This window comes from Haloarcula sp. H-GB5 (assembly GCF_054850705.1).
Map to the genome: position 1 here is coordinate 62,933 of NZ_JBTWBG010000002.1, position 13,222 is coordinate 76,154.

The 13,222-nt window shown below is 62.0% G+C and carries 10 protein-coding genes and 1 pseudogene; 6 read left to right on the top strand and 5 right to left on the bottom strand.

Going from position 1 to position 13,222, the window contains the following annotated elements:
- Nucleotides 1-82: 82 nt before the first annotated feature.
- Together ACYJ11_RS08215 and ACYJ11_RS08220 are read right to left on the bottom strand one after the other, a co-directional pair.
- Complete coding sequence (locus ACYJ11_RS08215) at nucleotides 83-1,828, bottom strand: excinuclease ABC subunit C (protein ID WP_461647429.1); 1,746 nt, start codon at nucleotides 1,826-1,828, stop codon at nucleotides 83-85.
- A 33-nt stretch (nucleotides 1,829-1,861) separates the two neighbouring features.
- Entirely contained in the window at nucleotides 1,862-2,488 is a 627-nt protein-coding gene (locus ACYJ11_RS08220) for a hypothetical protein (protein WP_461647430.1), read from the bottom strand.
- 137 nt (nucleotides 2,489-2,625) lie between these two features.
- On the opposite strand from ACYJ11_RS08220, the gene ACYJ11_RS08225 reads away from it, so the two are divergent.
- The 6 genes and pseudogenes from ACYJ11_RS08225 to ACYJ11_RS08250 all read left to right on the top strand — a co-directional run.
- Complete coding sequence (locus ACYJ11_RS08225; protein ID WP_461648423.1) at nucleotides 2,626-3,099, top strand: hypothetical protein; 474 nt, start codon at nucleotides 2,626-2,628, stop codon at nucleotides 3,097-3,099.
- 294 nt (nucleotides 3,100-3,393) lie between these two features.
- Nucleotides 3,394-4,497: a pyridoxal-phosphate-dependent aminotransferase family protein gene (locus ACYJ11_RS08230; RefSeq protein WP_461647431.1), complete on the top strand. Its 1,104-nt coding sequence runs from the start codon at nucleotides 3,394-3,396 to the stop codon at nucleotides 4,495-4,497.
- Between the two features lie 139 nt (nucleotides 4,498-4,636).
- Nucleotides 4,637-4,954, top strand: coding sequence for a HalOD1 output domain-containing protein (locus ACYJ11_RS08235; protein ID WP_229727272.1), 318 nt, complete (start codon nucleotides 4,637-4,639; stop codon nucleotides 4,952-4,954).
- Between the two features lie 146 nt (nucleotides 4,955-5,100).
- Entirely contained in the window at nucleotides 5,101-7,179 is a 2,079-nt protein-coding gene (gene ligA / locus ACYJ11_RS08240) for an NAD-dependent DNA ligase LigA (RefSeq protein ID WP_461647432.1), read from the top strand.
- A gap of 158 nt (nucleotides 7,180-7,337) precedes the next feature.
- Nucleotides 7,338-9,536: a PAS domain-containing sensor histidine kinase gene (locus ACYJ11_RS08245; protein WP_461647433.1), complete on the top strand. Its 2,199-nt coding sequence runs from the start codon at nucleotides 7,338-7,340 to the stop codon at nucleotides 9,534-9,536.
- Between the two features lie 86 nt (nucleotides 9,537-9,622).
- Nucleotides 9,623-10,304: pseudogene (locus ACYJ11_RS08250) on the top strand (IS6 family transposase); the annotation flags it as partial.
- 109 nt (nucleotides 10,305-10,413) lie between these two features.
- Here ACYJ11_RS08250 and ACYJ11_RS08255 read toward each other — a convergent pair.
- The 3 genes from ACYJ11_RS08255 to ACYJ11_RS08265 all read right to left on the bottom strand — a co-directional run bounded on the left by ACYJ11_RS08255 (nucleotide 10,414) and on the right by ACYJ11_RS08265 (nucleotide 13,168).
- Complete coding sequence (locus tag ACYJ11_RS08255; RefSeq protein ID WP_461647434.1) at nucleotides 10,414-10,857, bottom strand: PH domain-containing protein; 444 nt, start codon at nucleotides 10,855-10,857, stop codon at nucleotides 10,414-10,416.
- Between the two features lie 371 nt (nucleotides 10,858-11,228).
- On the bottom strand, nucleotides 11,229-12,233 hold the full coding sequence (locus ACYJ11_RS08260; RefSeq protein ID WP_461647435.1) for an ABC transporter permease: 1,005 nt from the start codon (nucleotides 12,231-12,233) through the stop codon (nucleotides 11,229-11,231).
- The gene (locus tag ACYJ11_RS08265) at nucleotides 12,230-13,168 is read right to left on the bottom strand and encodes an ABC transporter ATP-binding protein (RefSeq protein WP_461647436.1); all 939 of its coding nucleotides are present in this window, start codon (nucleotides 13,166-13,168) and stop codon (nucleotides 12,230-12,232) included. The genes ACYJ11_RS08260 and ACYJ11_RS08265 overlap by 4 nt, the downstream gene beginning before the upstream one ends.
- Between the last annotated feature and the right edge of the window lie 54 nt (nucleotides 13,169-13,222).

The window sequence follows — 13,222 nt, forward strand, 5'->3', positions numbered from 1 at the left end:
GTAGCGGCTTTTTACGACATCTATCCGGAGAATCGTGGGTTTGGCCAGCTATCGACGATAAACTACTATCTGCTATACGAAATCACTGTAGCCGGGTCCGAATCGTCTCCGCGGTTTGCTCGCCGATACCGTCGATAGCCGTTAGTTCCTCGTCGGAGGCCGCTCTGACGCTGTCCACGCTACCGAAGCGTCGGAGCAGCCGCTTCCGCGTCTCCGGGCCGATGCCGGGGACGTCGTCCAGCGTCGTCGAGACTTCGTCCCGTAGCGTCTGGTGATATTGGACGGCAAAGCGGTGCGCTTCGTCACGCACCCGCTGGAGCAAGTGGAGTTGCGGGGCGTCGTCGTCCCAGTCGTACACACGGTCGGGTGTGATGACCAGTTCCTCGTCTTTCGCGAGCGCGATGGCCGGGACGTCCCAGCCAGTCTCTGCGAGGGCGTCGCGAGCCGCCCCGAGCTGGCCGTCGCCGCCGTCGATGAGCAGTAGGTCCGGGTCTGGCCGGTCGTCCCGGCCCTCGACGGCGCGCGCGGCCCGCCAGCGGAGGAGTTCGCGCATGTTCGCGTAGTCGTCGTTTTGTTCGGTGAGCTTCTTCCGGCGGTAGTCGCTCTTCTCAGGCGTCTCGTCGACGAACGTGACGTTCGAGCCGACGGCCGACCGGCCCTGCGCGTGGCTCACGTCGAAGCCCTCGATACGGCTCGGACGGCTGATTCCCAGCGCATCGGCCAGCCGGCCGCTCTCGTCGTCAGTCCCGCCGCGCTGGCGGGCGTTTTTCAGCGCGAGGTCGACCAGCGTCGCCTCTCGACCGGCCCCGGGCACCCCGAGCGTGACGCCCACACTCTCCAGCCATGATTCGATGTCCGGGTCGGCGGGGTCTTCGGCACAGAGAATCCGGTCGGGTAGCTCCCGCTCGGCGTAGTACTGCGGGATGAACGCCCGATACACGCCGGCGGTGCCTTCGCCGTCCGGCGCTTCGAGCGTGTGCCGGTCCCGCTCGACAAGCTTGCCGCCCTCGGCGTGGAGCCGGGCGACGATGGCGCGCTCGCCCTCGATGGCGGCCCCGAGGACGTCCGTCGTCTGGTATCCTCCGGAGTCACTGACCGCGGTGTCGCCCTCGCCGTGAAGCGCCTCGACAGCCCCGAGCTTGTCACGGAGGTTTGCGGCGCGTTCGAACTCCTGGTTCTGTGCGGCGGCTTCCATCTCGCGGCGCAACGGGTCCGCGAGGACGCCCGTTTCGCCCTCGAAGTACCGCGTGACCGATTCCACGTCCTCGGCGTACTCGGCTTCACTAATTTCACTGGTGCAGGGCGCGGTACAGATGCCCATTTCGTAGTCGAGACAGGGCCGGTCCCGGTTGCTGTACTTGTGGTCCGAACACCCCCGAAGCCCGTACGTCTCCCGCAGTGCTTTCACGACTGTCTCCACCCGCCCCTTGTCGGTGAACGGCCCGTAGACGGTCGCGCCATCCGCCGGGTCGCGTGTCACCTCGATCCGGGGGACGGCATGGTCGGTCAACTGGACCAGTGGGTAGGACTTGTCGTCTTTCAACCGGACGTTGTACGGCGGTCGGTGGCGCTTGATGAGGTTCGCTTCGAGCAGCAGTGCCTGCGTCTCGGTGTCGGTGACGGCGAAGTCGATTGTCTCGGCTCGCTCGACCATCTTGGCGATGCGCTCGCTCCGCGGGTCGGCGTAGGAGCGCACGCGGTCGCGGAGGTCGACGGCCTTCCCGACGTAGAGGACCCGGCGCGTGTCGTCCCGGCTCTGTTCGAACAGGTACACGCCGGGCTCCCGTGGCAACGACCCCGCGCGCTCTCGAACCTCGTCGGCGTCCATTACTCTGGGGTTAGCGCTCGGCGGGGTTGAACGTCACGGGAGCGGGTCGTCGGACGGCGGCTGTGCCGTCCCCTCGCCGTTGGAAGGTGGTGTCTCCGGAACAATGGCGGTTTCGATCCGCTCGACGACGCTCTCGTCGTCTGGGGCGGCCAGTTCGATGTCGTCGTCACCGGCGACGCGTACGACGAGCAGGCGGTCGCGACTCCAGAGATAGACCCCGAGGACGACGGCGGCAAAGGCCAGCGCGAGGCTCCCGAACAGGCGCATCAGGTCGTCCAGTTGTGCCATCAGCGTCAGCATCGTCTGGAGCATCCCCAGCATCCCGCCAATACCGACGGCGCTCGCAGCACCGCCGCTGTCCAGTGAGACGTTACTGACGAGGCTATCGAGGCTCACGGTCATCCCGGCAGCTACCAGCACGACGCCGACGACCAGCGCCTTCACGCCAAGTTCGAGGAATGACCAGTCACCGCTCGTGGTGACATCGACGCCCTCGACGTTGGGGCGGTCGACCTGTCGGTAGTTCGATCCCTCGCGGTCCGGCGTGAACACGAGGACGCGGTGGCTCGTCACGACGACGCCACCACGGTCCAGCCGAACGTCTGCCTCGATCACCTCGCCGTCGTACAGGAGGCTTTCGGCCCGTGCGACCCAATCCATACACCCCGTTTACCCCGGAGACGTGTATATTCTCCCCCCGTAACCGCTAACTGTGCGCCCTCGAACATGACAGTATGACCGCCGATCCCCGCTGCCCTCACTGCTCGGAGAAAGTCAGTGCGACCGCGACGTGGTGTATGCACTGTGGCCGGGACTTCGACAGCCCGGTCGACGCTGGAACCGGGACAACGGTCCTCGACGCTGGCGGCAGTCAAACCACGTCGGACCTCGAAGCGGCCCTCAACGCCGGTGACCTCGACGGTATCCAGAACGCGCTCGCACGGAGCGACAACGGGCCGACAATCGTCGGTGTCGTACTCGCCGGTATCGCACTGTTCACGCTCCCACTCGTTTCGCCTCCGGGTGCCGCGCTGTATCTCCTCGTCGTCGCCGGCATTGGAGCAATTGCCGCGACACAGTCGACGTTCGACGCGGCGCTCAGAACCGGCGGGAAGGCACTCGCGCTCGCGCCCTTCCTGCTGGTGTTTATCGACGTGTTCCTCGGATATCTGTTCAGCGGCATGGTAGCGACCAGTGCGACGGTTCTGGTTGGTCCGGCGATTTATGCCGGGCTGGTCATGTACGGTATCCGCTGGTATCGTCGTCGCTGAGCGGTTTGCAGTGAGTTGATTGCGAGCCGTCGTGCATCTCGACCAACGTGTCGGCGACCTGCTCGACCGCTCTATCGGCGACGGCCGCTCGCTGGGCGTCTGTGAGCTGGGTGTGGCAATCCATGGCCGAATGTGATTGTTCAATTGGTAACTACTTCGTGCGGGTACAACCGCCATCTGTGTTTCTTCCCTGTGAGCGTATGCGTGCTTCAGGGCGTGCGCCGGTTCGCTTCGCCCGGTATCAAAACTACCATGCCCCCCGGATTCGAGAGTGTACCTACTACAGGTGGTTCTGTGACCGAAAAACGCGAATACAAAGACGACTACCAGGACAAGACGCTGTATCTCCCGGGGCCGACAGAGGTGCGCGAGGACGTTATCGAGGCGATGGCCGAGCCGATGTTCGGCCATCGGATGGACCGGATGACCGACCTCTACACCACCATCGTCGAGGACACGAAGGAGTTCCTCGGGACCGACAACGACGTCATCGTGCTCACGGCGTCGGGCACGGAGTTCTGGGAGTCGACGACGCTCAATCTGGTCGAGGACAGCATGCTCGTGCCGACCTCCGGCGCGTTCAGCGAGCGCCAGGCCAACGTCGCCGAGCGCCTCGGCAAGGACGTCGACCGCATCGAGTACGACTGGGGGCAGGCGGTCAAACCCGACGATATCCGCGACGCGCTCGAAGCCGGCGACTACGACGCTGTCGGGACCGTGATGAACGAGACCTCGACCGGCGTCCGAAACCCGATCGAGGAAATCGGCGACGTAGTCGCGGAGTACCCGGATACCTACTTCATCGTCGACGCTATCTCCTGTCTCGGCGGCGACCAGATCGACATCGAAGCTCACGGCATCGACGCCATCTTCACGTCCACACAGAAGGCGTTCGCCATGCCACCCGGGCTGGCCGTCTGTGCCGTCAGCGACGCGGCCTACGAGCGGGAACTGGAGAAGGACTCTGCGTCGTGGTACGGGGGCTTCCAGCGCTGTCTGGACTACTACGACCGGAAGGGCCAGACCCACTCCACGCCGGCGATCCCGCTCATGCTCGCCTACCGCAAGCAGATGAAACACATGCTCGATGAGACCCACGACGCCCGCGACCAGCGCCATCAGGAGATGGCCGAGTACACGCGCGAGTGGGCCCGCGAACACTTCGACCTGTATCCCGAGGAAGGCTACGAGTCCCAGACGGTCACCTGCATCGAGAACACGCAGGATATCAACGTCGCCGAGACGGTCGAGGCCGTCTCCGAGGAGTACGACATGGTGTTCTCCAGCGGCTACGGCGACATCAGCGAGGAGAGTTTCCGCATCGGGCACATGGGCGAGCACACCGTCGAGAGTATCAAGGAGCTAACCGACGCAATCGAAGACATCGCCGACCTGTAAGCAGAGCGATGATCGACGGAGGCCGGGGCTATAGGTAGATTTGGGGCAGTTCGATTCTACGATGTGGCATTTTCACAGTTTGATAATGCTGGGAAGACTATATTACTGATTGCTACTTTGATGTAAACAGACAAACCGTATGAGTAAAAGTAACAGGCGGAGTAGGGACGGCGACACCCCAACATCGATGAACGTGACCAGAAAACAGTTCGACTGGAGCGAGACGCGGCCCAGCGCGGCAGTGACTGAGTACATCTCTGCCATGACCGGCCGGGAACAGACTGACTTCGCACCGCTGTACGAGACTATCGACCCCGAAGCGCTCGATTCACTCCTCGACTCTCCGAAGCGCTCGACACCTGTTAGCATCTCGTTTGAATACGCCGGTCACTCGGTCACCGTCCGAAGCGATGGGGAACTCGTCATCGAGGCCCCCAGTTCCAGTATCGGCCGATAGCTGGCAGTTTCTGCACTATTTCTCTCCCCTTGTCACGGGCGGCAGCGACGTGGGTAACGCTCACTCCCAGCTTCCGCCCGTTGCTCCCCTGACCTGAGGGCCGGAGCAGAGCCGTTTTTGTATCCGAGGCGCAACACTCCGTCAGCATGACCACTGCCGAGGACGCCGTCGAGAACCCCTATCTCTCCGATCCGCGGACTGAGTTCGAGCCCGTCGAGACCATCGACGCCGAGACCGCACGCGAGCAGGCAGACCAGTTGCGCGAGGCCATTCGCGACCACGACTACCGGTATTACGTCGAGAACGACCCGGCCATCGGCGATCGGGCCTACGATGCGCTGTTTACCCGGCTCCAGCGACTCGAATCGGCGTTCGATCTCGACACTGACGGCAGTCCGACTCAGCGCGTCGGCGGCGAGCCACTGGACGAACTCCCCGATGTCGAACACGTCGCCCGGATGGGCTCTATTGATCAGGGCGGTGAGGAAGCGGACGTACGGGAGTTCGACGAGCGGGTCCGGGGCCGGCTCGACACCGACGACGTGCAGTACTTCTGCGAGCCGAAGTTCGACGGCCTCTCCATCGAAATCGTCTACGAGGACGGCGTCTACCAGCGGGCCGCGACGCGTGGTGACGGCGAGGTCGGCGAGGACGTGACCGAGAACGTCCGGACCATCTCCAGCGTCCCCCAGCGGCTCCGCGGTGAGTACCCCGAGTATCTGGCCGTCCGGGGCGAGGTGTACATCCCGCGGGACGCCTTCACGGCGTTCAACCGCGAGCGCGTCGAGCGCGGCGAGGACCCCTTCGCGAACCCCCGCAACGCCGCCGCCGGGACGCTCCGCCAGCTCGACCCGTCGGTGACCGCCGAGCGCCCGCTGTCGGTGTTCTTCTTCGGCGTCCTCGACGCCTCGGTCGACTTCGAGAGCCACAGCGAGATGCACGAACGGTTCCCGGAATGGGGACTGCGAGTCTGTGACCGAACTGCCGTCGTCGAGGACATCGACGCCGCCATCGACTACCGGAACGACCAGCAGCAGGCCCGCGATGACCTCGATTACGAGATCGACGGTGTCGTCATCAAGGTCGACGACATGGACGCCTGCGACGCACTCGGGTCGACCTCCCGCGCCCCGCGCTGGGCGTTCGCCTACAAGTTCCCGGCCCGGAAAGAGGAAACCACAGTGCGGGACATCGTGGTGCAGGTCGGCCGGACCGGGCGGCTCACCCCCGTCGCGCTCATGGACCCCGTCGAGGTCGGTGGCGTCACCGTCTCGCGTGCCTCACTACACAACCCGTCGCTCATCGCCGACCTCGGCGTCGACGTGGGCGACCGCGTCCGCATCAAGCGAGCCGGCGATGTCATCCCGGATGTCGTCGAAGTGCTCGACGACGACGGCGACGGTCACTTCGAGTTCCCGGCAACCTGCCCGGCGTGTGACAGTCCCGTCGAGCGCGATGGCCCAATGGCGTTCTGCACCGGCGGGCTGACCTGCCCCGCCCAGCGCGAGCGCAGCGTCGAGCACTACGCCAGCCGCGACGCGCTCGATATCGAGGGCCTCGGCGAGAAAGCCGTCCAGCAGCTGCTGGACGCCGGCCTCGTCTCGGACCCCGCGGACCTGTACGAACTTACCGTCGAGGACCTCACCGATCTGGAGGGCTGGGGCGAGACCAGTGCCCGGAACCTCGTCAAGGGGATGGACGCCGCCCGTGAACCACCGCTCGCGGACTTCCTCGTCGCGCTGGGCATCCCCGAAGTCGGGACTGTCACGGCGCGAAACCTCGCTCAGGAGTTCGGTACGTTCGAGGCGATACTGGACGTTGCTGACGAGGGCGATACCGACGCGTTCGAGGCCGTCCCCGACGTGGGTGAGGCAGTCGCCCGCTCCATCGTGGAGTTCTTCGAGGGCGAGGGCAACCGTGCCGTCATCGACCGCCTGCTCGACTACGTCGATCCGCAGGCCGCCGAGGAAACGGGTGGCGACGCTCTGGATGGCCTGACGTTCGTCTTCACTGGATCACTTGACGGCTACACCCGCAGCGACGCGCAGGAACTGGTCGAGCGCAACGGCGGGTCGGCGACCAGCAGCGTCTCCGGCAACACGGACTATCTGGTGCTCGGTGACAACCCCGGTCAGCGAAAACAGGACGACGCTGCAGAACACGACGTGACGACGCTTACCGAAGCAGAGTTCGAAGAACTGCTGGACGACGCGGGTGTGTTGTGAGATGCGGGTCGAACGGTCCCGAATGAGCCGCCGTCGGCCATCGCGATAGCGTTCAGACACGCTCGAACCGACCAGTCACGCTATCACCCGTCTCGTGTCTGTGTCCGCTGTTGACCCTATCTATTTTGTTCGCGTATTTCTATTATACTTGAAAGACTATGGACTTCGCCGGTGAGACAGTCCGCGTTCTTCACGTCGACGACAACTCGGACCTCGTGGACGTGACGGCGACGGTGCTCGAACACGAGGACGACCGATTGTGTGTCGAGACCGCGACGAATGTCGATGCGGCGATGGAGCGACTCTCCGTGGAGCGCTTCGACTGTATCGTCTCGGACTACGACATGCCGGACCAGAACGGAATCGAGTTCCTCGAAACCGTTCGTGAGGGCCACGGTGACCTCCCATTCATCCTCTACACCGGGAAAGGGTCCGAGGAAATCGCGAGCGACGCGATATCTGCTGGCGTGACCGATTACCTCCAGAAGGGCTCGGGCACCGAGCAGTACAAACTGCTCGCGAACCGGATCTGCAACGCCGTCGGCGCAAGCAGGTCCCGCCGAGAGCTCGACGAGCGAACCCGGCGATTGGAGTCGCTCATCAGCAGCCTTCCGGGGATGGTCTATCGCCGTCCCAACGCATCGGGCTGGCCGATGGAAACCGTCGAGGGCGAGATCGAATCTCTCACCGGCTACACGGCTGCAGACTTCGAGACTGGGGAGGTAGTCTGGGGCGACGACGTACTCCATCCGGAGGACCGCGACCGGATCTGGGAGACGGTTCAGGACGCGCTCGCGGCCCAGGGTGAGTTCGAGGTGACCTATCGGATTATCACTGCCGACGGCATCGAGAAGTGGATGTGGGAACACGGACACCGAGTTCCGGGGGCAGCGGACGAACCGGACGCACTGGAAGGGTTCGTCATGGACATCACCGACCTCCGGGAGCGAGAGCGCAAACTGGAGCGATACAAGCGGATGGTAAACACGATGCCGGAATCGGCCTGCATCTACGACACGGCGGGGCGGTTCGAGCTCGTCAATCAGTATCTAGCCTCGTTCTACGGAACGACGAGAGAGGAACTGGAAGGGGAACCAAGCAGTCTTCTGCCGAAGATCCGGATCGAGTACGAGGGAGACCCGTACCAAGAGTTAATCGACGGTGAACGCGACGAACTCCGTGGGGAGGTGAGCGGCGAGTTCCCCGGCCACGGGTATGAGGTGCTAGAGTACCGGCTCACGCCGCTTGTGATCGACGGGACGGTCGAGGGCGTGGTCAGTGTCACCCGCGAAGTGACCGAGCAACGGGAACACGAGACAAAAATCGCCAGACAGCGGTCGATTCTCAAAGCACAGCAAGAGGCGGTGATCGACGGGATACTCGTCGTCGACGAAGACGATACTATCGTCTCTTACAACGAACGGTTCGTCGATATGTGGGACATCCCGCGAGATATTGTCGAACGTGGCGACGAGGAAGTGGCCCTGGAGTGGGCAATGGAGCAAGTCGCCGAACCCGAGGCGTTTCGCGTAGATGTTGAGTCACTGTATGAACGCCCCGAGATGACCGCCAGAGACGAACTCGAACTCGCGGATGGTCGCGTGTTCGACCGCTATACCGCACCCGTTGTCGCCGAGGATGGGACGCGGTTCGGCCGGCTGTGGACCTTTCGAGACATCACGGACCTGACGGAGCAAAAACGGGAGTTGGCCCAGCAAAACGAGCGCCTCGAAGAGTTTGTCAGCGTCGTCTCTCACGATCTTCAAAACCCGCTACAGGTGGCTCGCAGCCGATTGATGCTCGCTCGCGAGGAGTGTGACAGCGAGCACCTAGACTCGATGGATAACGCGCTCCAGCGGATGAACGACATCGCCGACGACGTCCTCAGGCTGGCCCGCGAGGGAGTTGATATCGGGATGACAGAGCCCGTCGATCTCCGGGAGACGAGCGACGCCGCCTGGACGATCGTCGCGGACGGCGACGAAGCCGCCGAGCTACGGTATGTGGCCGACGAGAACCGGGAGTGGATCGCCGAGGCCGACAGCGACCGACTGTCGGGCCTGTTCGAGAACCTCTTCGGGAATGCGATCGAACACGGCGGCCCGGGGGTAACCGTTTCGGTCGGGCTCCTTGACGACGGAACGGGGTTCTACGTGTCCGACGATGGCCCGGGTATCCCCGCCGACAAACGCGAGAAGGTATTCGAGGCGGGCTACTCAACCGCCGAGGACGGGACCGGCTTCGGGCTCCGGATCGCCAGACAGATCGCCGAAGTCCACGGCTGGGAGATCCACGTCACCGACAGCGAGGACGGGGGCGCTCGGTTCGAAATCACCGGTGTCGAGTTTCCCGAGTGACGAATCCGTTGTGGTGCTATGGCGCTCTCTGTGGCGGTGTTTAGTTAAGCGTGAAAGGCAGAGGCGGACGGATTTCTTACTGGTTCATGGCAGAAATCAGCCGCCTCAGCGGACATAGCGAGTGGATCGACTTGGATTTTATCGAGCGAGAGCGGACACCCGAGTCGGCGATGGCGTTGGGTATTCAATCGCACGTTGCGGGACTTTCGTTGTCGGATACCGTCGAATTACTTGATTCGCTGGGTGTCCAACACAGTCGCAAAGCCATCCACGATTGAGTTCAAAAAGCCGATATACAGTCAGACTCTGGAAGATCACCGAATCAGATTGCGCTTGACGAAACGGTGATACGCATCAACGATTAGCAATTCTGGCTGTACGCCGTCCTCAGAATGGTTTTGCCATTCTGATGGGCTGCACAAGAGCTGTGCTCTTGTGAACGCCGCTGATCCGCAATCGAACGAGCTGCTTCACGTCGGTTGTTTGCGACGACTACGACCACTCTCACAGAAACTTTCCTGTGCGAACTTCGGCAAAAACACGATGTCGAAACTGCCGTCTTTCTCGTGATGGCGCTCAATACCTCTAAACTGCACTACAACGAGTTGAACTCTGATTTCAGATGTGTTGCCACGGAAATCGGAACGCTGTCGAACGAATTTTTCGAGAGTTGAAGCGTCGAACCTCGTCGTTTTCAAACTGCTTCAGCCAGTCGACCCAGAAACCGCCGAAAACTGGTTGCAGAGCTTTGCTCGATGGCTCAATGCTCTAACTAAACGCTATCGATGGGCTCATCACCAGAATAAAAACGTGCGGGCAAGGCGACAGTTTACTGCTTTCTCTCGACAGAGTGGAGCCTATTACCGTTCAGAACCGTTTACTTTCGATCCATTGAGGCATCGAACTGTCGCTGTTGCTCTCGGATGACGGTCGCGACGGCGTCGTGGTCTGGAACGCCGACCCAGGTAATTGTCGTCCCGTCGGCAGTCCGAACTTGGATGTCACCGATTCCGAATAGTTTCGCGATGATACCTTGAGAGGTGTCCAGTCCTTGAACGTCCGAGATTCGGTATTCGCGGCTCTGGCTCCGAATAAAACCTAGGTCCATTTTGATACGCTCGTCGGTCACGATGAAACGAGATTGTGACCGTGCGAACGCAACGTAGCCGACAATCGCGCCGGCAATCAAAAGACCAAAGAATATCCCGCCGAGCTCACCGGATCCAAGCATTATCAAAAACAGGAATCCGGCCGCTCCGAGGAACTTCCACCAGAGGCCCCATCCCGGATGTCGGTTCTCCAGAACTACCTCGCCATCCATGGTAGTTATTCCATCCGTTTCTGCTTCGTGCTGCACGGCTGTATCGTTCGCTGTGGCAGTACTTCCAGACACATACCAAAATCTGCTCATTTGGTATAATAAAATACCCTTCTAATTTTCACTTTTGATATCTATAGCTCAGTCTACATCAGAGCTTCTTGATAAATTCGTCCGCAAAATCGAAGATAACCTAGGTATATTCTACATAGAACGTTCTCGATACAGTTGTAGTTCCACACATCGCCTCCGGCGTAGACCGAATTGGGCCGATAGGGCCATAGCGTGTATTTAAGTCTCGATTGGCGACGTGAGGTCTGTGTACTGGTTTTAAATGAACTGTTTGGAGACTGGGATACCCGTCCGATCTCCAGTTACAGGTCCTTGTTCTCGAAGACGTAGTAGCCGGCGACCAGCGGGACGACCAGCCACAGGAGGAGGTAGGCGATAACTGCGATAGTGCTGTACTGGGGCGGCAGCGCTGCGTTGGTACATTCGGCACCGGCCTGTGTCACTTCGAGCGTCCCGCCTAGCATTTCCTCACACGTCACCTGCGGACTCGATGTCAGGAGGAGTCGAGAGCGGATCGGCGACCCCTGCAGGATCTCCTGAACGAGCGTGCGGTACGATGCAATGGGACTCAGCAGCGAGACGAACAGCTCGACGTGAAGCTGGGTCACTTGGCCGATGTTCGCGTGGTCCGATAGCAGATTTCCGAGGCCTGCCCCGAGGTTCGACCAGAACACCTGCAGGTAGACGTAAATCCCGAGCGACGCTGCCATCGCCCGGCGTGCGGTTTTCAGCGCCGCCGAAAGACCGATAGCGAACGCCGTGAACACGACGCCGTACGCCATCGTGGCGAGCGCGAACAGCAGGAACGACTCCCACGCGATCTCGATTTTCGACGGGAGCAACACTAACAGGGTCGTCAGGAGTCCGACTGTCACCGGGATGAGCGTGATCGCGCTCCGGCCGACGAACTTGCCGGCGAGCAGTTCACCGCGTGTGTACGGGAGCGACAGCAGTATCTTCAGGGAGCCTCGCTCGCTCTCGCGGGCAATCGCGGCATAGCCGATGACGATTGCCACAGCGGGGAGCAGCGGTGCCGCAATCGGCAGTGCAAAGCGGACGTACGCGTCCGTCGTCAGCGACGCCCCGGCTTCGGCGAACTGCTGGCCGATGTTGAAATACAGGCCCAGCACCGCCGGTAGCGCGAACAGCACGATGAAAATAAACGAGAGCACCCAGATCCACGGCGAGCGGACCGTGTCACGGAACTCCTTTTTCGAGATCGGGTACCAGTCGGCGAACTCGGAGTTCTTGATGCTCGTGTCGATGTCTCCAAGAAGGCGCTTGACCGGGTTCTGTTCGGCGCTCATGCATCGACCTCCGCCTGCTCTTGCTCTTGTTGCTCGGTGTAGGCGGCGAACACTTCGTCAAGCGAGGTTTCCTCGGTCTCGAAGTTGGCGACCTCGCTCCCGCTTTCCTCGACAGCGTTGAGCACGGCCATCTTCGCGTCGCTATCACAGCCGACAGTGAGCGTCGTTCCGTCCGCTGTCACCGTCGACACCTCGTCGAGCCCCTCGATAGCCGCGACCGCGGCGTCGGTGCCGTCGCCGTCGGCAAGCGTCACGCGGAGGACGGTGTCTCCAGCGGCGGCCTCTCGAAGCCCGGAGACGCTATCTTTCGCGATGAGGCGGCCGTCTTGGAGGATACCGACCGTGTCACAGACGGCCTCGACCTGGCCGAGGATGTGACTGGAGAAGAAGACGGTCGCGCCGCGCTCGTTCTCCTCGCGGATGATTTCGCGCATCAGCCGGGCCCCGTTCGGGTCGAGCCCGGTCGTCGGCTCGTCGAGGATGAGGAGGTCGGGCTCACCGACGAGCGCCATCGCCAGCACGAGGCGCTGTTGCATCCCCTTGGAGTAGCCACCGGCCTTGCGGTCGATGGCGTCGGCGATGCCGACTCGTTCAGCCAGTTCGTCGGTGTCCTCGTCGGCGTCTTTCGATTCAATGACAAAGGAGAGGTGCTGCCGACCGGTGAGCCGGTCGTACACGTCGTAGCCTTCGGGGAGGACTCCAGTGCGGGCACGGATTCGCTTCGGTTCTTCGTGGATGTCGTGGCCGAGCACCGTCGCCGACCCGTCGGTCGCGCGGACGAAATCAAGGAGGATGTTGATCGTCGTCGACTTCCCGGCCCCGTTCGGGCCGAGGAAGCCGAAGATTTCGCCCTCCTCGACGGTAAGGTCGACCCCTTGCAGTGCGGTGAGACTCCCGAACTGCTTGGTGACGCCATCCAGTTCTATCGCTGCCATACGGCCGGTTTGTGACGGCCGCTTGTATAGTCTTTCGTGTTTCAGTTATCAGTC

Bases quoted from the DNA above. Each gene is read 5' to 3' on its own strand.
- ACYJ11_RS08220 (WP_461647430.1), bottom strand. From the start codon at position 2,488: ATGGATTGGGTCGCACGGGCCGAAAGCCTCCTGTACGACGGCGAGGTG.
- ACYJ11_RS08225 (WP_461648423.1), top strand. From the start codon at position 2,626: ATGCACTGTGGCCGGGACTTCGACAGCCCGGTCGACGCTGGAACCGGG.
- ACYJ11_RS08260 (WP_461647435.1), bottom strand. From the start codon at position 12,233: ATGAGCGCCGAACAGAACCCGGTCAAGCGCCTTCTTGGAGACATCGAC.
- ligA (WP_461647432.1), top strand. From the start codon at position 5,101: ATGACCACTGCCGAGGACGCCGTCGAGAACCCCTATCTCTCCGATCCG.
- ACYJ11_RS08255 (WP_461647434.1), bottom strand. From the start codon at position 10,857: ATGGATGGCGAGGTAGTTCTGGAGAACCGACATCCGGGATGGGGCCTC.
- ACYJ11_RS08215 (WP_461647429.1), bottom strand. From the start codon at position 1,828: ATGGACGCCGACGAGGTTCGAGAGCGCGCGGGGTCGTTGCCACGGGAG.
- ACYJ11_RS08235 (WP_229727272.1), top strand. From the start codon at position 4,637: ATGAGTAAAAGTAACAGGCGGAGTAGGGACGGCGACACCCCAACATCG.
- ACYJ11_RS08265 (WP_461647436.1), bottom strand. From the start codon at position 13,168: ATGGCAGCGATAGAACTGGATGGCGTCACCAAGCAGTTCGGGAGTCTC.
- ACYJ11_RS08245 (WP_461647433.1), top strand. From the start codon at position 7,338: ATGGACTTCGCCGGTGAGACAGTCCGCGTTCTTCACGTCGACGACAAC.